Consider the following 21,345-nt stretch of genomic DNA (forward strand, 5'->3'; position numbering starts at 1 on the left):
CCGGCACAAGTGTTCCTGGGAGAGTATTCAGGAGCGCTGGAAACCGCGGGTGCTGCGCTTAATGTTTGAATTCAGGGGTCAAAAGTCCTAGCTTGATGCCATGATTAAATAGCTGCTTTAAGTACATCAAAGCATCGTTTGCAATGGTTGGCCGACCGCTGCCCGTCACCTTTCTGACGATGGCACGTATATCCATGGGGGTAACGCTATCCAGCGTTAGCGAACCTATGGAGGGAGCGATATCCCTTTCAAATACGCGCTTGGGGATATTGGGGTGTTTGAGCCGCTTCTCTAGTTCCTGATACCAATCGTCGAACAGATCCTGCACCGTACTGATGGTTATCTTTTCTTCACGTTTGCGCTCGGTAAGAGGGTCTTTACCGCTACGAATCGCCTTCTGAGTCTCAACCACCTGCTCACGAGCTTCAGCTAAAGAGAGGTGAGAACATTTACCCAGCGTCATGCCACGGCGTTTACCCGCGAAGGTATAGCGGCACATCCAATAGGCAGCTCCTGCCTTGGGAATCATCAAGTACAAACCGTTACCATCACCATAGCGCCCTGGTTTGGCTTCTCTGATCAATGATTGAATTTTCTTGGCGGTCAAGCTCCCCATCCCTCCCCCCTCTATTAACGCTTCAACACTTCCCCATTTTTCAAATAACTTTCAGTTACTTATGTAAAAGTGGGTAGTACTTTTAAGAAATTCGGCCTGATTAGTGGGTAGCATGGCATTTCACTACCCACTTTACTACCCACTTAGAAGCGGCTTAAGCTGGATATTGGTAGACGAGCGTGGACAACGACTGATATAAAAAATATAAAAAACAATAGTTTATATAATTTCCTAGACGAAAATGGATACTACTCAATATTCTGAATCTGCTCCCGCATCTGCTCAATCAGCACCTTCAGCTCCACCGCACAACGCGTTGTTTCCGCCACCACCGATTTTGACGAGAGCGTATTGGCTTCGCGGTTCAGCTCCTGCATCAGGAAATCCAGTCGGCGGCCTTTGGGGCCTTTTTGGGCGAGCTGGTGGCGCACTTCTTCGATGTGCGCGGTGAGGCGGTCTAGCTCTTCGTCTACGTCGGCTTTTTGTGCTACCAGTACCAGTTCGGCTTCCAGGCGCTGGGGGTCGAGCTCGGTTTTGGCGATTTCTAAGCGCTCTAGCAGCTGGGCACGCTGGCGTTCCAGGATTTGCGGGAGCAGGCTGCGTACGGTGGCCACTTGCTCGCTCACCGCGTCAAGGCGGGTGGTGATCATCTCGGCCAGTTTTTCGCCTTCGCGGGCGCGGGCGTCGATCAGTTCATCCAGCGCTTGGTTAAAAAGCGTTTTGGCGGCGGCTTTAATGGCATCTTGGTCGAGGTGCTGGGTTTCCATCACACCGGTCTGGTTGAGCAGCGCCAGCGTGGTGGGCGGCACGGCGCTGGGCACCTGCTGCTGAATGGCCGCCAGGGCGTCGGCTATCTCTTTTAGGCGCTGGGCGTTCACTGCCGGTGCTTGGGCGGTGTCGGCGCTCTCGAACCGCAGGCTGCACTCCACCTTGCCTCGGGCCAGGCGCGTGCGCAATGCTTCGCGCAGCACCGGTTCTAAATCTCGCAGGCTTTCATGAAGGCGAAAGTGCGGCTCTAGGTAGCGCTGGTTCACCGAGCGAATCTCGACCTGCAGGGTGCCAAACGGGGCGGCCTGTTCGGTGCGGGCGAAGGCGGTCATGCTGTGTACGCGGCGGGAAGCGGCCATATGTCGATGCATCCTTTTCATCAATGTGATTCCGAACAGTCTAACCGATAGGCCCATCCGCGCACGCTCAGACGTGTACAATAGAGGGCTTTTCCACTTTTAAGATGATGTGAGGTGCTATGCGTCCTGATGTAGTTCGCCCCAGCGGTCGCGAGGCCGACCAGCTCCGTGAAATTCGCTTAACCCGTGATTACACCCGCCATGCGGAAGGCTCCGTGCTGGTGGAGTTTGGCGATACCAAGGTGCTGTGCAACGCGAGCGTGGAAGCGGGCGTGCCGCGCTGGCTGCGCGGTAAAAATCAGGGCTGGATTACTGCCGAATACGGCATGTTGCCCCGCGCGACTCATACCCGCAGTGGCCGCGAAGCGACCCGTGGCAAACAGGGTGGCCGCACGCTGGAGATTCAGCGCCTGATTGGCCGCAGCCTGCGCGCGGCGGTGAATTTGAAGAAGCTGGGCGAGTTCACCATCACCGTGGATTGCGATGTGATTCAGGCCGATGGCGGCACGCGCACGGCGGCCATTACCGGCGGCTGCGTGGCGCTGGTGGATGCGCTTCGCTACCTGCAGCGAGAAAAGAAGATCAAAGGCGACCCCTTCAAGCAGCTGGTCAGCGCGATCTCAGTCGGCATCTACAAAGGCGTGCCGGTGCTGGACCTGGATTACCCCGAAGATAGCAAAGCCGACACCGACCTGAACGTCGTGATGACCGAAGGCGGCGAGCTGATTGAAGTACAGGGCACGGCGGAAGCGGGCGCGTTTAACCGTAAAGAGCTGAACGCGATGCTGGATTTGGCCGAGAAAGCCGGTGATGAACTGCGTGAGAAACAGCGGGAAGCGCTGGGGATTCGCGGTTAAGGAAGCACGGCATTACGCAAGCCCAAAAACGCAACAGGCCAGCGGTAAGCTGGCCTGTTGGCGGTGCGACGCGGGAAGTAGCTAACGCTTAAAGCGCTAGATCATACTCAACGATCAGCGGTGCGAACTCAGAGAAGGTCGCATCGTAATCAATCCACGCGTCCACCACGTGACGACGGAAGTTGGGGCCGACCAGTTGGTAGTCGATCCGCCAGCCTTCTTGACGATCACGGGGCACGTCTTGGTCAAGTTTTGGCCACCAGGTGTACTCGCCTGCGTCGCGATTAATTTCGCGGAAGGTGTCGATAAAGCCGGTGGGGCCAAGCACCTGATCCATCCAGGCACGCTCTTCCGGGCGGAAACCCGAGGTGAGCTGGTTGTCCGACCAGTTGGCCAAATCGACGGTTTTGTGGGCAATGTGCCAGGTACCGCAGATGATGTATTCGCGGCGTTTGCGCGACATCTTCGTCAGGTACTCTTGGTACTGCTCCATAAACGCCTGCTTGGCTTTTTGGTCACTTCCATCAGGCATCAGGAAGGTAGCGATACTGAAGCGGTCGTAATCCGCCTGCAGAAAGCGTCCTTCGTGGTCGCACTGAGGAAACCCCAGGCCGTACATAATGGCTTTGGGGATTTTGCGGCAATAGAGTGCCACACCGGAGAAACCATCCTCTTCGGCATCCAGGAAGTAGCCTTCGTAGCCTTCCGGATAGAGAATGTGGTCACCCAGTTCAAAACTTTTCGCCTTGATGTTCTGCACGCAGACCACGTCGGCATCCTGCTGAGCCAGCCAGTCCAGGAAGCCACGGTCGACGGCATCACGTATACCATTGACATTAATGCTGGCAATTTTCATAAATCGTCCCTTTTGCGTCGCTGCTGTATGATACCCGACGTTTAGACGTTTGGGTAAAGGCAGCGAGTAAAACTTGCCATTTACCCTACTTTTATTGTTGCTTTCGTGCCGATTGAAACCTACCGCTTAGTGAGGAATGCCGTGGCCACCACTCTACAACCCTACCAGCGCGATTTCATTGCTTTTGCCATTGAACAGGGCGTACTTAAGTTTGGCGAGTTTACGCTGAAATCTGGCCGCGTTAGCCCCTACTTTTTTAATGCTGGGCTGTTCCAAACCGGTCGGGCGCTGGCCAAACTGGGCCGCTTTTACGCCCAGGCGATTGTGGATAGTGGCTTGAAAGCCGACGTGCTGTTTGGCCCGGCCTACAAAGGCATTCCGCTGGCGGCGGTCACCGCGGCGGCGCTGGCCGACCACCACGACCTGGATATGCCTTACTCCTTCAATCGTAAAGAAGCCAAAACCCACGGCGAAGGCGGCAACATTGTGGGTGCGCCGCTTTCAGGCGATATTTTGATCATTGATGACGTGATCACCGCAGGCACCGCGATCCGTGAAGTGATGGGCCTGATTAAGCAGAGCGGTGCCCGTGCCGGTGGGGTGATCATTGCCCTGGACCGCCAGGAGCGCGGCCAAGGCGAACAGAGCGCCATTCAAGAAGTACAGGCCCAGTACGGCATGCCGGTGGTCAGCATCGTCACCCTTGAGCAAGTGCTGACGTATCTTGAAGAGCACGCAGGCGGCGAGATGCTCGCCTACGCCGATGCGGTACGCGCTTATCGCGACCAATACGGCATTGCCGGGTAAGTCTAAATCTCGAGGGCGCCAGCGTAATCCTGCTGGCGCCACGCTTCATAGCTCACCACCGCTACCGCGTTGGAGAGATTCAAACTACGGTTATTAGGCTGCATGGGGATGCGCAGTTTATGCTCCGCCGGAAGCATGGCGTGCACTTCTGGAGAGAGCCCGGCGGTTTCTGAACCGAACAGCAGTACATCCCCCGGTGCGAAGTTAGCATCGCTGTGGGCGCGGGTGCCCTTAGTGGTAATCGCCCAGATGGTGCGCCCCTGCATGGCTGTGTAAAACGCCGTAAAATCCGCGTGACGGGTCACGTTGGCAAGGTCGCGGTAGTCTAAACCAGCGCGGCGCAGCTTTTTCTCTTCGAGATCAAAGCCCAGCGGCTCAATCAAATGGAGACGGCAGCCGTTGTTCGCCACTAGGCGCATAATGTTGCCCGTATTGGGAGCCATGCGCGGCTCGAATAGCGCTACTTCAAACATCACCACCTGCCTATGAGTTACCTGCTGTATTTGCCTGCTGCGCCTTTGTCAGCGCCGCTGATTGTAATAGAAATTGCCCCGAAACACTTGTAGAGGTCACCCTTCGCCATGACGCCCCAACCGCCAAAGAGCATTCTTAGCCGTATCAAAGGGCTCAACCCACGCCAGCAAGAAGCGGTGCGCTACATCGATGGCCCTTGCCTGGTACTGGCGGGCGCGGGGTCGGGCAAAACCAGCGTGATCACCACCAAGATTGCCTACCTCGTGCAAGAGTGCGGCATGAGCGCGCGTAAAATTGCCGCGGTAACCTTTACCAACAAGGCCGCCCGAGAGATGAAAGAGCGGGTGGGCCAAATGCTGAAGGGCAAAGAGGGCCACGGGCTGACGGTCTCTACGTTCCACAACCTGGGGCTCAATATCATTCGCGGCGAGCTGAAAACCCTGGGCTACAAGCCGGGGTTTTCGCTGTTCGACCCGGAGGATGCCAAGGCGCTGCTGCGGGATTTAATGAACAAGGATGCCCAGGTCGATGCCGAGCAGATTAACGCTGTGCAGGCCAAAATTTCGACCTGGAAAAACGACCTGGTGCTGCCTGGGGATGCGCTCTCGTTCGCGGCCGACGATGACGAGCACTTCGCCGCGCGCGTCTATGAAGCCTACGTTCGTCACCTGAAAGCCTACAACGCGGTGGATTTCGACGACCTGATTCTGCTGCCGGTGGTGCTCTTACAGCGCGACCCAGAGGCGCTGGCCCGCTGGCGGCGCAAAATCCACTACATGCTGGTGGATGAGTACCAAGACACCAACGTCTCCCAGTACCTGCTGGTAAAGCTGCTGATGGCGGAACGGGCCACCTTTACCGTGGTAGGCGATGACGACCAGTCGATTTACGCGTGGCGAGGCGCACGACCAGAGAACTTGGTCACTCTTGGGGAGGATTTTCCGCGCCTGAAGGTTATCAAGTTGGAGCAGAACTACCGCTCCACCGGCACTATCCTGCGCGCCGCCAACACGCTGATTGCTAACAACCCCCACGTCTATGACAAAACCCTGTGGTCGGATATGGGCGACGGCGCGCCGATTCGCGTGGTGGTGAACCGCCATGAAGAGGCCGAAGCTGAACGGGTCGCCAGTGAGATGCTTACCCGGCGCATTAAAGAAAAAGCCGAATGGCGCGATTTTGCGGTGCTCTACCGGGGCAACTTCCAGGCGCGGCTGTTGGAGTTAAAGCTGCAGCACTACCAGATCCCGTACAAGCTCTCCGGCGGCACGTCGTTTTTCTCTCGTAACGAGATCAAAGACGCCATGGCGTACCTGCGCCTGCTGATTAATCCCGCTGACGACAACGCCTTTTTGCGCATCGTCAACGTGCCCCGCCGCGAAATTGGCCCCGGCACGCTGGAGAAGCTCGCCAACTATGCCACCGAGCGCTCGATTTCGCTGTTTTCCGCCTGCCACGAGCTAGGGCTCGAACAAACCCTGCCTACCCGCGCCGTGGAGCGGTTATCACGCTTTACCCACTTTATTGATGGCGTGCGTAAACGCATGGACCAAGGCGATGCCATTGCCGCGATCCGCGACATGCTGCGGGATATGGATTACGAAGCGTGGCTCTACCAAAACGCCAGCGCCCCTACTATTGCCGAGCGGCGCATGGCCAACGTGTGGATATTGATTGATCAGTTGGAGAAGTCGCTGAACCGCGACCCGGAAGACGCGACAGATTCCACCGAAACAGAAACCGACGGGGTGGAAGCGGCCATTTCGCGCCTAGTGCTGCGGGATATTCTCGAACAGCAGGCAGAGGAGGATGACTCGGATCGGGTTCAGCTGCTCACCATGCACGCCTCCAAAGGGTTGGAGTTCCCCCATGTGTATCTGATGGGCCTGGAAGAGGATTTGCTGCCCCACCGCAACGCCATCGAGATGGATACCGTGGAGGAGGAGCGCCGCTTGGCCTACGTGGGTATTACCCGCGCACGGCGTACGCTAACGCTGACGCTGGCCCGCCAGCGCAAGGCGTATGGCGAACTGATGGACTGCCAACCCAGCCGCTTTTTGGATGAGCTGCCCGCGGATGACTTGGAGTGGGAGGGCCGCGCCGATAAAGAAGACCCGGAGAAAAAGCAGGCACGCGGCAAGGATGCCATTGCCGGGCTGCGCTCGCTGCTGGGATAAGCGTGCAGGGCAAGCGCCATGTATCGCGCAAAAAAATATCCACAGGGGGTTTTGAAAACCCGCCTGTGGATATTTTATAACGCCTAGCCTACCCGCCCCATCAGGGCGGGCCGATAGCCTTTACTGTACTTGCGAGACCATGTAATCCACCACGGCCATAATCTCTTCATCGGAAGCGCTGCTACCACCACGCGGCGGCATCACGCCTTTACCGTTGAAGACGCTTTGGTAGAGTGCGTCGGTACCCTGCTCAATACGCGGGCCCCAAGCTTCAGCGTCGCCCAGCTTCGGCGCACCCGCCACGCCAGCAGCGTGACACGCCGCACAGCCAACGCTGGCGTAGAGCGCTTCACCGTCTAAACCGCTGTCGCCACCGGCAGCTTCTTCTTCATTGGCGGCGGTGGCTTCGCTGGCTGGCTCTTCTGCTGAAGCGTCGTCGGCTGCTGCCATGTCGTCGCTCGCGCTCTCTTCAGAGGCTTCTGCTGCGGCTTCTTCGCCGCCGCCCAGTTCCGGTACTTCCATCACGGGAGAGACCAAGTGAGCAACGGCCGCTTCCATCTCTTCGTCAGAGAGGTTGGGGTTACCGCCACGGGCAGGCATCGCGCCAATACCGTTAATGGCATGGTCTAGCAGGGTGGCAAAACCTTGTTCGGTACGCTCGGCCCAAGCGGCTTCATCACCGCGTACCGGGGCACCGGCGGCGCCCGTTTCGTGGCACGCCATACACACGTTGTTGTAAATGCCAGCACCGTCGACTTCACCATCACCGCCACTGCTAGAAGCCGCGGGGGCTGCTGCCGTGCCGCAGTCTTGGCCTTGAAGGCAGAGTTGTCCTACCGGCGCTAGGCGCTCAGCGATTGCGTCACGCGCTGCATCTTGGGCATAAGCACCGGATGTGCCTGCCATGACGCCGAGGGCCGCCAGCCCGCTCATGATCAGCTTAGATTTCACTCTCACCACCTCTTGAGTTTTATGTAATAAACGCGTTGCGCTTCAAAACGAGTGCGTCCGTTTTTTGCTTATGCTGGATACCTAACGCCTGGAGACACCGTTCTTGCCCTTGGGTGCGGCCGTGCCACGCTCTATGGTGCTACCGCGGCCACCGAAACGCCAAGACATACGTATAGAGTTAGTATACCGAGAACATAAAGGGTAAGAAAATGCTACTAAGCGCGGCAATTCAACCCATGACACCAATATGCAGAGGATGACGTCACTGAACGGCCAGATTAATACCACCCCAGCAAGCGCTCGCGCCCCTGCTGTATAAACCCCGCTTGGGTATAAACCCGCTGCGCAGGGGTATTCTGCTCATCCACCGTTAGGGTTAAGCACCGCGCCCCGGCCTGGGCAGCCAAGCTTTGGGCATGCTCAATAATAACGTGCCCCAGCCCCTGCCCGCGCCATTCGGGCACCAGCCCCATCAGTTGCAGGCTCCAGTGCGAAGAAAGGGTAGCGAGCAGCAATACTCCTATCGGCTTTTCTTGGTATTCCAACCAATACCAGTGTTGCGGGTGAGCCGAAGCCGCCTGGGCTTGGAACCCAGCTAGCAGCGTGCTAACCGGCAGCGCGTCGCGCAGCGCCGGGCAGTCCAAAGAGTCTTCACCTACCCGTGCCAGTAACGCCTGCTGTGCAGCCAGCGTTAACGCCTTGAAAGGGCGTAATCTCAACGGCTGTTGAGGCGCGAGAGCTGCTTGGCAAGGCCACGCGCGATGCTCTAGGGTGGCCATCGCACGCATACCGCTGTTGACTAACGTGTCTTCCCACGCTGCCCACGGCTCAGTGAGCACCACATGGCAGAGACTGATCGGCTGCTGCTTCACCCACCCCGGCAAAGCACTCAGCAGAGCCTGGGCGGCGGCATCGCTGTGCCTGGGCAGCCATAGCTGCGCCGTTTGGTTTGCCAGCGGCTGCACCCAGGCCGCCGCGCGTATGTATTCGCCTTCCATCGCCACCCACAAACCCTGCCAATCAGAATCAGTCGCCGCCGTTAAGGCGTGCTGCAGGCCAGCCTGCAGGGAAGGAGTGTGGACAGCCGCTAGATGCAGCAGCGCTTCGCGTCGTCGATGTGCGGGACAGGGCACCACCTGATAGAGGCTAGCGTGGTGGCGCTGCGCGTCGAATGTCACAACGACTCTCCTTATTTAGTAACCCCAAGGCTTAATCACTCTAAGGCTTAATAAGCCTACGAAAGGATAATATGCCTTTTTACGCGGTTTAAGTTTTCGTTAAGTAATGTCGACGAGAGTATCGGGAAATACGATGGAGATCGCCCGATGGCTCATCTACGTTCACTGCCCTTAACGTCTTTGCGCTGGCAAGAAGCGCTTAACAGACATGATCAAACGCAGCTAAAACAGTTGATACAGGCGCGTTTCGCGCATCAACACAACGCCACGGTCCATCACTTTCTACCGCGCCTATTTGGCCTTTGGCAGGCAGACAAGCCCTATGCTGCCGTTGGGCTCCGCGTGGCCGACAGCGAGCCGCTGTTTTTAGAACGCTACCTGGATAGCCAGGCCGAACAGGTGCTCAACGAGCGCTTTGATCACTCCCTTCGCCGCCAGGATATCGCTGAAATTGGCAACTTAGCCACCCTTCGGCCCGGCTTGCAGCGCCAGCTATTCATCCATTTAGCACACCAGCTAGCGTCCGAAGGCATCGCCTGGCTGCTGTTTACGGCCACGCCAGAAGTGGCTAACGGGCTGCGCCGCTTAGGGCTTGAGCCTCAGCCGATCACTCCTGCCGACCCCAGCCGCCTGGGCGATGAACAGGCACTGTGGGGGCACTATTACGAGCATCGCCCGTGGGTAATGGCCGGTGACTTACGCAGCGCCATGCGCACCCTGCAGGCCTCTGCTGCGCCTGTCAGCCTCGTTAGCACAGAGGTGCTCCATGCGCGCTCAGCCTAATGCCTTACTGGCACGTATTGAGCGCTATGCCACCAGCGCTGCCCAGCACATTGCGCTGACTGACGGCACCCGCTCCCTCTCCTATACCGACCTACTTGAGCAGATTGCTCAGCGCCGCCAGCGGCTGCGCAACGCTCACGCTCGGCGGGTCGCGCTGGCGCTAGATAACGGTTTGGAATGGGCGCTCTGGGACTTAGCGCTGATGATGGAAGCCTGCGTGGCCGTGCCTATCCCTGAGTTTTTCAGCGACCAGCAGCGCCGCCACATCGTTCAGCAAGCGGGGTTGGATAGCTGGATTGGCCACGGCAGCGACACCTACGGCTTTCAGCCCACCGATGATACGGCCATCACACAGCGTTGGGTTGAACAGCCGCCTGTGTTACACGCAGGCACTACGCGCATCACCTTTACCTCTGGCACTAGCGGCGCGCCCAAAGGGGTGTGTTTGGATAATGCGGCGCTACTCACCGTGACCGAAAGCCTCGCCACCGTCGTCGCACCGCTGGATATACGCCGTCACCTTGCCCTGCTGCCGCTCTCCACGCTGTTGGAAAACATCGGTGGGCTGTATCTACCGCTGTGGTTAGGCGCCTGTAGCGTGCTGCCCAGCATGGCGGCACTCGGCTGGCAGGGCGCCAGCGGCTTTCACGCGCCCCACGCTCTTGAAGCGATAGACCGCTATCAGCCCAATAGCCTGATTGTCGTACCGCAATTGCTTCAAGCACTCGTCAATCACGCGCCCAATGCCCCCCGTAGCCTGCGCTTTGTGGCAGTGGGCGGGGCAACGGTGGCACCGGCCCTGCTCGCCAACGCCCAGCAAAGCGGCTGGCCGGTGTATGAAGGCTACGGCTTATCAGAGTGCACTTCGGTGGTGTGTCTTAACCGCCCTGGCGAGCCAAGCGGCGGCGTTGGCCGCCCGCTGCCACACGCGCAAGTTCAGGTGGATGAAAACGGCCAACTTCACGTGTGCGGCGCGCTAATGCTGGGCTATCTCGGCGAAGCCCCAAGCGGCGAGTGGTATGCCACCGGCGATACCGGCCAGTGGCAAGGCGACGCGATCCGCCTCAACGGCCGCCAACGGGAGGTATTCATTACCGCCTATGGGCGCAATGTGAACCCACAGTGGGTAGAGGGTGAACTCTGCACGCAGCCAGCCATTGCTCAGGCCATGATCTACGGCGAAGCCCTGCCCGCGAATAGAGCGCTGATTGTGCCCGCTTCCGCCCACATCACCGATACCCAAATCGACGCGGCGATTGATGCCGTGAATCGCACGCTGCCCGACTACGCCCAGGTGCATGAGTGGCAGCGTGCCGCCCCTTTTACCCCCCATAACCAACAGCTCACGGCCAATGGCCGCCTGCGCCGCGACACACTCCTGACAGCCTATGGCCATTGGCTGCAGAGCGCGTCACCCCACAACAGAAGGAGCAACATCATGACCGCTTACCAACAGCTACAAGACGCCACCCAAGAAGCACGTACCTGGCTACTGACAACGCCGATTGTTAACCGCGCTCTGGCGGGCAATGTCACCCTGGAGGAGTACCTTGCGTTTCTCGGCCAGGCATATCACCACGTACGTTTCACCGTGCCGCTCATGATGGCCTGCGGCGCGCGGCTGCCCGACCGGCTGAACTGGCTGCGTACCGCGCTGGTGGAGTACATCGAAGAGGAGCACGGCCACGAACAGTGGATTCTAGATGATATCCGTGCCGCAGGCGGTGACGCGGATGCCGCAGCAGCGGCCACGCCCGACCCCGCCACCCGGCTGATGGTGGCCTGGATTCGAGATAGCGTAGAGCACGGCAACCCAGTGGCGTTTTTCGGCATGGTGCAAGTACTGGAAGGCACCAGCACGGCACTAGCGACCCAGGCCGCCGAGCGGCTACAGGCCAGCCTCTCGCTGCCCAATAGTGCCGTGCGCTATCTCACCTCCCACGGCAGCCTGGATATTGGCCATTTAGCCTTTTTCGAACAGCAGATCAACCAACTTGGCGATGAAGACCTCGCCATAGTGATTGATAGCGCCAATATGTTTTACCGCCTGTATGGCGCGATGTTCAGAGGCATTCAAGCGCGCTGTGCAGGACGCAGCGCGGTGGAGGAACTTAGCCATGCGTTGGCCTAGCAAACAGGCACTTCCTGGCGGGTGGGCAGGCCAACGGGTGCTCATCACAGGAGCGAGCGGCGGCATTGGCTACGCCCTAGCCAAGGCACTGGCCCAGCGTGGCGCGCACCTTGTCATCAGTGGGCGAAAACCAGAGGTGCTCGCTCTGCTGGTTAACCGCTTCCCAGAGCAGATGGTGGCCGTTGCCGCAGATCTGACCCGTGCCGAGGAACGCCACCGTTTAGTCAGTGCGGCCCATCTGGCGGGCTGCAATATGCTGATTAATGCAGCAGGCAACAACCAGCAGGGATTTTTCGATACCACCACCGATAGCGATATCGAGCAGTTAGTGGCGATTAATCTAACCGCCACGCTGCAGTTAACGCAGGCACTGCTGCCTCAACTGATGGCCTGCCCTCAGGCAACGATTATCACCATCGGCTCTACCTTTGGTCAGTTGGGCTATCCAGGCCAAGTGACCTACTGCGCGACCAAGTTTGCTCTGCGAGGCTTTAGCGAAGCACTGCGACGCGAGCTTGCCGACACCCGGGTACGCGTGATGTATATCGCCCCTCGCGCCACACGCACGGCCATGAACTCGCCGCAAACCGACGCGCTCAACGCCGCGCTTGGAAACGCCGTTGACTCCCCCAACGCCGTTGCCCTGGCCATTATCAACGCCGTGGAGCGGCAGCGCGAAGAGCTGCAAATTGGTCGGCCGGAACGCTTCTTCACGCGCCTTAACACCCTGTGGCCCGGTGCGGTAGATCGGGCGCTGTTACGTCAATTACCGGTGATTCGTCGTTTTGTTACCACTAAGGAGTCCACGCCATGAAACGGTCAGTGGCTATGCTTGAAATAAAGGCTCTACGTCATACGCTGCTGGCCACGGCTTTTGGGCTACTCAGCCTGCCAGGCTTTGCCAGCGAGCCCGACAACCCGGCAGTGGCAGAATCCTTTACTGAATTACAGCAGCGCTGGGCGGAGATTAAGTACTCCCTACCACAAGATCAGCAAGGCCAAGCCTTTCGCCAGTTGGGTGACCACGCAGAACAGTTAGTTGAGCGCCACCCTGAAGCCGCCGAGCTGCATATCTGGGCGGGAATTATCCGCTCTACGGAAGCCGGGGTGAACGGTGGGCTTGGCGCGCTAGCGCTGGTGAAGGAGGCGAAACAGGAGCTTGAAACCGCACTGGAACTTAACCCGCTGGCGCTGGAAGGCTCGGCTTATACCAGCTTAGGGGCGCTCTACTATCAGGTGCCGGGCTGGCCCATTGGCTTTGGCGATGAGGCCAAAGCCGAATGGCATTTGCAGCGCGCCCTTGCGATTAATCCCGAAGGGATCGACAGTCTCTACTTCTGGGGCGACTATTTACATGAACAGGGTCGTGATGCCGAAGCGCGCCAGGCATTAGAGAACGCTCTACTGGCGCCCCCCAGGGAAGGCCGCGAACTGGCAGACAGTGGTCGCCGTGGTGAAATACGTCAGCTACTCGCTGAGCTTGAGTAACGCAGCACACAGTGAACAAGGAGCCTTATGCGCATTTTGCTGGTAGAGGACGACCCCAGTTTAGCCTCGGGTATTCGACTGGCTTTAAAGCCCGAACACTACACCGTGGATCATCTGAGTGACGGTGCTACCGCGCTCAATGCGCTCACCGAGGGCGAACCGTTTGACGCGGTGATTCTTGATTTAGGCTTACCGCGCCTGGACGGCATGGAAGTGTTGAATGCGGTTAGGCGACACGGTAGCCATGTACCTATTCTGGTACTCACCGCCCGCGATGCGGTGGATAACCGCATCGCGGGACTCGACGCTGGCGCTGACGACTACCTCACCAAACCTTTCGAGGTGGCCGAGCTAAAAGCCCGCCTGCGAGCCCTGCTGCGCCGCAGCCAAGGCCAAACCAGCAGCCTGCTTAGCTGTCGGGGCATTACCCTTGACCCGCACACCCTCCACGTTCGCTATCAAGACGCGCCGGTAACGCTCTCCCGCCGCGAGCTAACGCTACTGCAGGAGTTTATGAGCCACCCCGGCCGAGTATTTACCCGGGATACCCTAACGCGACTGGTGTACGGCTGGGAGGAGGATGTGGAGAGCAATGCCATTGAGGTGCACATTCACCACCTGCGACGAAAGCTGTTTTCCGATGTCATTCGTACCGTGCGCGGCATCGGCTACGTCATGGATAAACCCGCTAAGGACGAGGCATGACATCGATTCGTCAACGCACCTTGGGGCTGGCCCTCTTAGTATTTGGTGCCAGCATGCTAGTGATTGGTTTCATTAGCTATCGCTATGCCGCCCATGAGATCGAAGAGCTTTATGATGCCAGCCTGGCCCAGAATGCACGCCTGCTAGAGGGGTTACTGCAAGCACCGCTGCCCGATGACGACCGCGATGTTCTACTAACCAGCTTGGAAAACGCGCTGCTACGCGCCGAGCAGTCGGATAAACGCTTTGCAGGGCACCGCTATGAAAGCAAGCTGGCCTTTCAGCTATGGGAAGAGGACCGGCTGTTACTACACTCCGCCAGTGCCCCCGATGCTTCGCTAGCGCAGCAACCCGTTGGCTACTCCACGCTGACCGTTGGGGAGCACGACTGGCGAGTGTATGTGCTGGATGTGCCAGACTCCTTAAGCCGTGTGGTGGTCAGCGAACGCGAAGACGTGCGCGGCGAGCTAATCAGTGCCGTGGCGCTGCGCACCTTGCTGCCGGATCTGATCGGTCTGCCTTTCTTAACACTGCTGCTTTGGTGGTCGATTGGCTGGGGGCTGGCCCCTCTATCTCGCATGGCGGAGCAAATCCGCGACCGCGACCCGCATAATCTAAAGCCCCTATCACTCTACCCACTGCCCCAGGAGCTAGACACCATCGCCGGTGCGCTCAACCGGCTGCTGGAGCGGCTGCGCCAGCTGCGCGTGCGCGAGAAACGCTTTATTGCCGACGCCGCCCATGAACTGCGCACCCCGCTGGCCGTGCTGGACCTTCACGCCCAGAATGCTTTAACGGCTGATAACGCTGAGGACCGTGAAGAGTCTTTGCACCACCTGCGCAGCGGCGTTGCCCGCTCGACGCGGCTGGTTTCTCAACTGTTAACGCTGGCCCGTCTGGACCCTGAAGAGGAGCCACTGCCTGAACTGCGCCATGCCAACGTGCTGCTGGAAACCCGAGAAACCCTGGCCAAGCTTTCGCCACTGGCGGCAGAACGCCAACAGCAGCTGCTGTTAGATGCCGATGACCAAGCCGACTGGACGATGGAAGAGGAGCCCGGCGCGATTGAAACCCTAGTGCAAAACCTCGTCGGTAATGCGATTCAACACTCTCCCGAGCAAAGTACCATCACGGTTACCCTGGAATCGGACTTACTGGGCATCACGCTGATGGTAGATGACCAAGGGCAGGGCATACCGATTCACGAGCGCAGCCGGGTAGTAGAACGCTTTCAGCGCGCAGGCCCAGGGGCGGGAGCAGGGCTAGGGTTATCCATCGTCGAGCGTCTAGTAAAGCGCCATGAAGGCTTGCTGCGACTCGAAGATGCCCCCGGTAATGGCCTGCGCATCCGAGCAGTATTAGCAAGAGACGCGCTGACCCAGCGCCATGCAAAAGAATGAGAAAAAATGTAACACCGGCGGACTCTTAAGATTGTGATAAGAATTCCGTGCAAATGTGAAGGTACAGAGCAGGCGTGTGGTTAATGATCTGCTTCTTCACACCACGGAGGTACCCACGATGACTACATTACTGAACACCCATAAGCCGTTAGTGCAATTTGGCGCCACCCCGTTACTGACCACACCCGCGCCCAAGCACTTAACCCCTGAAAGCCCAGCGATGTCCGTGCTGACCGATTTTACCCAGGTTATGCCGCAGTCCATTGCAGGCGATACCCCGATTGATGACGCCCACCTGAAAATGCGCCATGGCGGCATTCGCTTACTGTTCGTGATGGACAAACAGGCTCACTGTGTCGGTGTACTGACCGCCAAAGAGGTGATTGGCACTCGGCGTATCAACCTTGCCATGCAGCAGCGCAACCTGGAACGCGCAGAAGTCACCGCCGCCATGATCATGACGCCCTGGGAAAAGCTCAGCGCCATGCCCTTAGAGCAGCTGGCATCGCTGACCATTGAAGATTTATTGCTCTCCATGGAAAGCTTCACCGAACAGCACCTGCTGATCACCGAGCGTAAGCCAAATCAGGAATTGAGCGTTCGCGGCATCATCTCTGCCACCGATATTCAGACAGTGATGGGTAGCCGAATCCCCGCTAAGCTACCCACCACGGTGGTACCCATGGCGCGCAGTTTTGCAGATATTTGTCAGGTCATTACTGGACACGATTTATAAGCCCTAAAATTAAAGGCACTGATATTAAAAGTACTGTAATTAAAAATACTGTGATGAAAGTAACGCGTTTTTAAGCAGTTTATGCACGCAAACGCCCCTTATCGAAAGATAAGGGGCGTTTTGTTTGTCTGCTTAGCCGTCCTGCTTAGCCATAGAGGCTAAGCAGGCCAAGGTGCTAACAAACGGGTTAGAACATACTTGCATTCACCAAGAGATGCGCTGCGATGCTGGCCACGTAGCCCAGAAAAATAGCGGGCACCCAGCGCAGGTGAACCGCAAAAGTGTAGATGCCTCGTGCCTGGCCCATCAGTGCCACGCCAGCAGCGGAACCCATGGAGAGCAGGCTACCGCCTACCCCTGCAGTCAGCGTAATCAGCAGCCAGTTGCCTTCCGACATCTCCGGTGCCATCGAGAGCACGGCAAACATCACGGGGATGTTATCTACCACTGCAGAAATTAGCCCCAACACAACGTTGGCCCATACCGGGTCCCAGCCGCCATAGAGTGTCTCTGAGAGCAGGCTCAGGTAGCCCATAAACCCAAGGCCCCCCACACACATCACTACTCCGTAGAAGAACAGCAGCGTATCCCACTCGGAGCGGGCAATTTTGCTGAAAATATCAAACGGCACCACGCTACCCAGTTGCTCCAGCTTTTGCCAGTCGCCACGGCGAGAGTAGCGCTCACGCTTGCGTTCCAGAGAGCGCGGCAGGCTGCGGCGCAGGTAGTAGCCGAAGAACTGCAGCAGCCCTAGACCAAACATCATGCCCATGGCAGGCGGTAGGTAAAGGATTGAGTGGCATAGCACCGAGATCGCCACGGTAATTAAAAACAGGACGATGATGCGTTTAGCGCCACGTTTCATCCACACGTTCTCGGTGAGCGCGGCTGGCTGACGATTAACAAGGAAGAAGCTCATGATCACCGCAGGCACCATGAAGTTTACTATCGCGGGGATTAACAACGCGAAGAAGCCTTCAAAGGGCACTTGTCCTGCCTGCCACACCATCAGCGTGGTGATATCACCAAACGGGCTAAACGCACCGCCGGCGTTGGACGCCACGACGACGTTAACGCAGCAAAGGCTAATAAATTTGTTATCCCCTTCCGCCACCTTTAGTACGACCGCACACATCAACATCGCTGTGGTCATGTTGTTGGCAATCGAGGAAATACCGAACGCCAAACAGCCGGTAATCCAGAACAGGCTGCGGTAGCTAAAGCCTTTACGTACCAACCACGCCCGCAAGGCATCAAAAATACGCCGCTCTTCCATAGCGTTGATATAGGTCATCGCCACCAGCAAGAATAATAGAAGCTCGGTGTACTCCAGCAGCGTTTCCTTAAAGGCGCTTTCCGCCTCGTGGGGCATCCCTGCTTGAACATAAACCCATGCCACCATGGCCCAGATAAGGCCAGCGGCCACCAGGACAGGTTTGGATTTACGCATGTGGATAATTTCTTCACTCATTACCAGGGCATAGGCAAGAATGAAAATAGTCACGGAGGCAATACCGGCTAGAGAGGTGGTCAAATCTAGGGGGCCGGCAGCAGCATAGGAGAGCGAAGGAAAAGCGAAAAGGCAAAGTGCGGTCAACAACCAAGCGACGCGGCAAGCAGTATGCCGAGTTGCGAGGGCGTTAGGTGGTTTCATAGCAGCATGATCCTGGCAAGGTGAGAGAGTACCGCCACGATAATAAGCACACTAACTATGTGCTGCAACGCAGCGATGGCGCATAAGATGCGGCCATTCGCCGCATCTTGTAAAGCGCTTTATGCCAGCTAACTGTTATTAATTGTGACTCGCTGATTATTCGACGGTCACGCTCTTGGCGAGGTTGCGCGGCTGATCCACATCAGTGCCTTTTAGCACCGCTACGTGATAGCTCAACAGCTGCAACGGTAGCGTGTAGAGCAGTGGTGCCAACGCTTCGTGTACTTCGGGAAGCTCCAACACACGGATATCATCTTGCGGGCTGATTCCCACCTTTTGGTCAGCAAACACAAACAGCTGGCCGCCGCGGGCGCGCACTTCTTGAAGGTTGGATTTCAGTTTTTCCAGCAAGTCATCATTGGGTGCTACTGAGATTACCGGCATCTCGCTATCCACCAGTGCCAGCGGGCCATGCTTCAGCTCCCCGGCTGGATAGGCTTCGGCATGAATATAGGAGATCTCTTTGAGCTTTAACGCGCCTTCCAAGGCAATGGGATAGTGCGCGCCGCGTCCTAAAAAGAGTGCGTGATTCTTTTCGGCAAATGCCTGGGAGAGCACTTCAATCTGCTTATCGAGCGCTAGCACCTGTTGGCAGAGCGCCGGAAGCGCTTGTAGCGCGGCAATAATTTCTGGCTGCTCGGGCTGGTCTTTCGCTTTACTAACAGACAGCGTCAGCAGCATCAGTGCCACGAGCTGGGTGGTAAACGCTTTGGTCGAGGCAACGCCAATTTCGGGGCCTGCGCGGGTCATCAACGACATGTCTGACTCACGCACCAGCGAGCTGCCGGGCACGTTACAAATGGCCAGCGAGCCCACATAGTTGAGCGTTTTGGCAAAGCGCAGTGCTGCCAGCGTATCGGCCGTTTCCCCGGATTGGGAGAGCGTTACAAACAGCGTGCCTTCCGGTACCACCGGATGGCGGTAGCGGTATTCCGACGCCACTTCGACCTGTACCGGCACTCCGGCATAGCGCTCCAGCCAGTAACGCGCAACCAAACCCGCATGGTAGCTGGTGCCACAGGCAATAATATGCACATGGCGCGTTTTCTGGAACAGCGCCAGCGCATCCGGCCCAAAACTCTCAACCAACACGCCGTGGCTACTTAAACGCCCTTCCAGCGCGGCACTAATAACGGCGGGCTGCTCAAAAATCTCTTTGAGCATGTAATGACGATACTCGCCTTTGCTAGCCGCGCCGTCGCCATGTTCAAAGGTATGGATAGGGCGCTCAACGTCGTTGCCTTGGCGGTCGACAATGCGAATCACCCCATGCTCACGCAGCTCGACCAAATCGCCCTCTTCCAGGTAGATAAAGCGGTCGGTCACTTGAAGCAGCGCCAGCGGGTCCGAGGCTAAAAAGGCCTCATCAATACCAACACCCACCACCAAGGGGCTGCCTTGGCGTGCGCCCACGACCACGCCGGGCTCGGCTGCACTCATTACCCCCAGGGCGTAGGCACCGCCCAAGCCACTGACAATTTCTTGTGTCGCGTCAAACAGCGTTTTGCCCGTGGCGAGTTTGTCCGCCAGCAAATGAGCAATCACCTCGGTATCGGTTTCCGAGGTGAAGGTATGGCCACTGCCCTGCAGCGTTTCTTTAATCTGTTCGTAATTTTCGATAATGCCGTTATGCACCACGGCGACGTTATCGCTGCTGTGGTGCGGGTGCGCGTTGGCCTCAGAGGGTTTGCCGTGGGTCGCCCAGCGTGTATGGGCGATACCGCTGTTACCGGGCAGTGCGGCGGCCTCTAACTGCTCAGCGAGCGCCATCACTTTGCCCAAAGCACGGTGACGGGTTAATACACCGTTGTTAAGCACCGTCATGCCAGAAGAGTCATACCCGCGATACTCCAAGCGTTTAAGCCCTTCCAACAAGATTCCCTGCACATTGCGCTGCGCAACCGCTGCGACGATGCCACACATAACTCTTTCTCCTGAGGCGTTATCACGCCGTGTTATTCAACGTCCTGATACGCTTATTTAGCCTTTTTAACCGGGCGAGGCCAGTCTGGTTTTTCTAACTGTCGGCTGCGGGTGACCGCTAATGCGTGTTCAGCCACATCTTTTGCAATCGTGGAACCTGCACCCACAGTGGCTCCCTTACCTACCGTGACAGGCGCCACTAAGGCAGTGTTGGAACCAATAAAGGCGTTATCGCCAATCTCGGTGCGATGTTTGTTCACGCCATCGTAGTTGCAGGTAATGGTGCCCGCGCCCACGTTCACATCGCGCCCCAGGCGTGCATCACCCACGTAGCTTAAATGATTGATTTTGCTGCCTTCACCCACGTCGGCATTTTTAGTTTCGACAAAATTGCCTACCTTGGCTTTCACGGCTAAGCGCGTGCCAGGACGCAGCCTTGCGTAGGGGCCCACCTGGTTAAGACCTGCCGCCACGGTCGTGTCGATCACGCTGTGGCTGTGAATCTCACTCTCTGCGCCAATGGTGCTGTTTTTGATGATGCAGTAAGGGCCTACCCGCACGCCTTCGCCAAGCTCTACGTCCCCTTCAAAAACACAGCCCACGTCGATGAATACGTCGTGACCGCAGGTGAGCTTACCGCGCACGTCAATTCTCGCCGGGTCGGCCAAGGCAACGCCTTGGGCCATGAGCGTCTCCGCCGTCTGCTGCTGGTAGGCACGCTCCAAGCGGGCCATTTGCGAGCGGTTATTGACCCCTTCTACCTCGGTGGCGTTATGGGGCTGCGCTGTGGCAACTTTGACGCCTTCGCTGGCCGCCATGGCGATGACGTCGGTCAGGTAGTACTCGCCCTGGGCATTTTCCGCCGATAGTTGGGGCAACCAGCGCTTCAACTGGGCGCTGGTCATGGCCATAATGCCAGTGTTGCACTCAGTAATCGTCAGCTGTTCGTCGTTGGCATCTTTCTGTTCCACAATCGCCACGGCATGACCATCGCTGTCGCGCACAATACGGCCGTAGCCGCTGGGGTCATCTAACGTGACGGTCAACAGGCCCATATGCTGTTCATCGACATGGGCCAGCAAATTGGCCAGCGTATCGCGACGAATGAGAGGGACGTCGCCGTACAGCACCAATACGATGCCGCTACCTAACTGAGCCTGGGCTTGTGCTACTGCGTGGCCGGTCCCCTTCTGCTCTTCTTGCAGCGCAAACGACACTGTGTGCTCTGCCAACGCCTCGCGAAGCTGATCGGCTCCGTGGCCAATCACCACGTGGGTGCGGCTAGGATTCAGACCACTGGCCGTCTCCAGTACGTGTTGCACCATCGGTTTGCCCGCCAGCGTATGCAGCACTTTAGGCAGCTGTGAGCGCATCCGCGTACCTTTACCCGCCGCAAGGATGACGATATCGAGGTCGTGCATA

General features: G+C 57.8%; 19 protein-coding genes. 10 read left to right on the forward strand and 9 right to left on the reverse strand.

The window, feature by feature from the left end:
• Positions 1 to 58: 58 nt before the first annotated feature.
• Both R0J87_RS14890 and R0J87_RS14895 read right to left on the reverse strand, forming a co-directional pair.
• A complete protein-coding gene (locus R0J87_RS14890; protein ID WP_498887102.1) occupies positions 59 to 607 on the reverse strand; it encodes an integrase arm-type DNA-binding domain-containing protein in 549 nt (182 codons plus the stop codon).
• Positions 608 to 864: 257 nt separating this feature from the next.
• Positions 865 to 1,743: a YicC/YloC family endoribonuclease gene (locus R0J87_RS14895; protein ID WP_498887104.1), complete on the reverse strand. Its 879-nt coding sequence runs from the start codon at positions 1,741 to 1,743 to the stop codon at positions 865 to 867.
• A 119-nt stretch (positions 1,744 to 1,862) separates the two neighbouring features.
• Between R0J87_RS14895 and rph the strand changes: the two genes are divergently transcribed.
• Positions 1,863 to 2,600: a ribonuclease PH gene (gene rph / locus R0J87_RS14900; RefSeq protein WP_498887106.1), complete on the forward strand. Its 738-nt coding sequence runs from the start codon at positions 1,863 to 1,865 to the stop codon at positions 2,598 to 2,600.
• A gap of 88 nt (positions 2,601 to 2,688) precedes the next feature.
• Here rph and R0J87_RS14905 read toward each other — a convergent pair whose 3' ends face one another.
• A complete protein-coding gene (locus R0J87_RS14905; RefSeq protein ID WP_159343622.1) occupies positions 2,689 to 3,456 on the reverse strand; it encodes an exodeoxyribonuclease III in 768 nt (255 codons plus the stop codon).
• A 141-nt stretch (positions 3,457 to 3,597) separates the two neighbouring features.
• Here R0J87_RS14905 and pyrE point away from each other — a divergent pair, with 141 nt between their 5' ends.
• Positions 3,598 to 4,263: an orotate phosphoribosyltransferase gene (pyrE, locus tag R0J87_RS14910; RefSeq protein WP_498887108.1), complete on the forward strand. Its 666-nt coding sequence runs from the start codon at positions 3,598 to 3,600 to the stop codon at positions 4,261 to 4,263.
• Positions 4,264 to 4,265: 2 nt separating this feature from the next.
• Here pyrE and R0J87_RS14915 read toward each other — a convergent pair whose 3' ends face one another.
• Positions 4,266 to 4,736 carry a tRNA (cytidine(34)-2'-O)-methyltransferase gene (locus tag R0J87_RS14915; protein WP_253018726.1) on the reverse strand — a complete coding sequence of 157 codons (471 nt, stop codon included), beginning with the start codon at positions 4,734 to 4,736 and terminating at the stop codon, positions 4,266 to 4,268.
• A gap of 108 nt (positions 4,737 to 4,844) precedes the next feature.
• Between R0J87_RS14915 and rep the strand changes: the two genes are divergently transcribed.
• Positions 4,845 to 6,914, forward strand: a complete 2,070-nt coding sequence (gene rep, locus R0J87_RS14920; RefSeq protein ID WP_498887110.1) for a DNA helicase Rep — start codon at positions 4,845 to 4,847, stop codon at positions 6,912 to 6,914.
• Positions 6,915 to 7,034: 120 nt separating this feature from the next.
• Here the strand turns inward: rep and R0J87_RS14925 are convergent, their stop codons facing one another.
• Together R0J87_RS14925 and R0J87_RS14930 are read right to left on the reverse strand one after the other, a co-directional pair.
• Positions 7,035 to 7,865 (reverse strand): c-type cytochrome, encoded by an 831-nt coding sequence (locus R0J87_RS14925; protein WP_404344337.1) that lies wholly within the window; start codon positions 7,863 to 7,865, stop codon positions 7,035 to 7,037.
• A gap of 278 nt (positions 7,866 to 8,143) precedes the next feature.
• The gene (locus tag R0J87_RS14930) at positions 8,144 to 9,043 is read right to left on the reverse strand and encodes a GNAT family N-acetyltransferase (RefSeq protein WP_498887112.1); all 900 of its coding nucleotides are present in this window, start codon (positions 9,041 to 9,043) and stop codon (positions 8,144 to 8,146) included.
• Positions 9,044 to 9,190: 147 nt separating this feature from the next.
• On the opposite strand from R0J87_RS14930, the gene R0J87_RS14935 reads away from it, so the two are divergent.
• The 7 genes from R0J87_RS14935 (at position 9,191) to R0J87_RS14965 (ending at position 16,286) form a co-directional block, all read left to right on the forward strand.
• On the forward strand, positions 9,191 to 9,826 hold the full coding sequence (locus R0J87_RS14935; RefSeq protein WP_498887114.1) for a thermostable hemolysin: 636 nt from the start codon (positions 9,191 to 9,193) through the stop codon (positions 9,824 to 9,826).
• Positions 9,810 to 11,957: an AMP-binding protein gene (locus tag R0J87_RS14940; protein WP_498887116.1), complete on the forward strand. Its 2,148-nt coding sequence runs from the start codon at positions 9,810 to 9,812 to the stop codon at positions 11,955 to 11,957. Before R0J87_RS14935 ends, R0J87_RS14940 begins: the two co-directional genes overlap by 17 nt.
• Positions 11,944 to 12,771: an SDR family oxidoreductase gene (locus R0J87_RS14945; protein WP_498887118.1), complete on the forward strand. Its 828-nt coding sequence runs from the start codon at positions 11,944 to 11,946 to the stop codon at positions 12,769 to 12,771. Before R0J87_RS14940 ends, R0J87_RS14945 begins: the two co-directional genes overlap by 14 nt.
• The gene (locus R0J87_RS14950) at positions 12,768 to 13,445 is read left to right on the forward strand and encodes a tetratricopeptide repeat protein (RefSeq protein WP_399841191.1); all 678 of its coding nucleotides are present in this window, start codon (positions 12,768 to 12,770) and stop codon (positions 13,443 to 13,445) included. The genes R0J87_RS14945 and R0J87_RS14950 overlap by 4 nt, the downstream gene beginning before the upstream one ends.
• A gap of 27 nt (positions 13,446 to 13,472) precedes the next feature.
• Positions 13,473 to 14,150 (forward strand): response regulator transcription factor, encoded by a 678-nt coding sequence (locus tag R0J87_RS14955; protein WP_404464585.1) that lies wholly within the window; start codon positions 13,473 to 13,475, stop codon positions 14,148 to 14,150.
• Positions 14,147 to 15,550, forward strand: coding sequence for an ATP-binding protein (locus R0J87_RS14960; protein ID WP_498887121.1), 1,404 nt, complete (start codon positions 14,147 to 14,149; stop codon positions 15,548 to 15,550). The genes R0J87_RS14955 and R0J87_RS14960 overlap by 4 nt, the downstream gene beginning before the upstream one ends.
• Positions 15,551 to 15,668: 118 nt before the next feature.
• The gene (locus R0J87_RS14965; protein ID WP_404344345.1) at positions 15,669 to 16,286 is read left to right on the forward strand and encodes a CBS domain-containing protein; all 618 of its coding nucleotides are present in this window, start codon (positions 15,669 to 15,671) and stop codon (positions 16,284 to 16,286) included.
• A gap of 187 nt (positions 16,287 to 16,473) precedes the next feature.
• On the opposite strand, the gene nhaD is transcribed toward R0J87_RS14965, so the two are convergent.
• The 3 genes from nhaD to glmU form a co-directional block, all read right to left on the reverse strand.
• Positions 16,474 to 17,940, reverse strand: a complete 1,467-nt coding sequence (gene nhaD, locus R0J87_RS14970) for a sodium:proton antiporter NhaD (RefSeq protein ID WP_498887123.1) — start codon at positions 17,938 to 17,940, stop codon at positions 16,474 to 16,476.
• A gap of 156 nt (positions 17,941 to 18,096) precedes the next feature.
• Positions 18,097 to 19,923 (reverse strand): glutamine--fructose-6-phosphate transaminase (isomerizing), encoded by a 1,827-nt coding sequence (glmS, locus tag R0J87_RS14975; RefSeq protein WP_498887125.1) that lies wholly within the window; start codon positions 19,921 to 19,923, stop codon positions 18,097 to 18,099.
• A 53-nt stretch (positions 19,924 to 19,976) separates the two neighbouring features.
• Entirely contained in the window at positions 19,977 to 21,344 is a 1,368-nt protein-coding gene (gene glmU / locus R0J87_RS14980) for a bifunctional UDP-N-acetylglucosamine diphosphorylase/glucosamine-1-phosphate N-acetyltransferase GlmU (RefSeq protein WP_498887127.1), read from the reverse strand.
• Between the last annotated feature and the right edge of the window lies 1 nt (position 21,345).

The sequence above is a fragment of the Halomonas sp. SIMBA_159 genome, from assembly GCF_046536035.1.
Taxonomy (GTDB): Bacteria; Pseudomonadota; Gammaproteobacteria; order Pseudomonadales; family Halomonadaceae; genus Vreelandella; species Vreelandella venusta_A.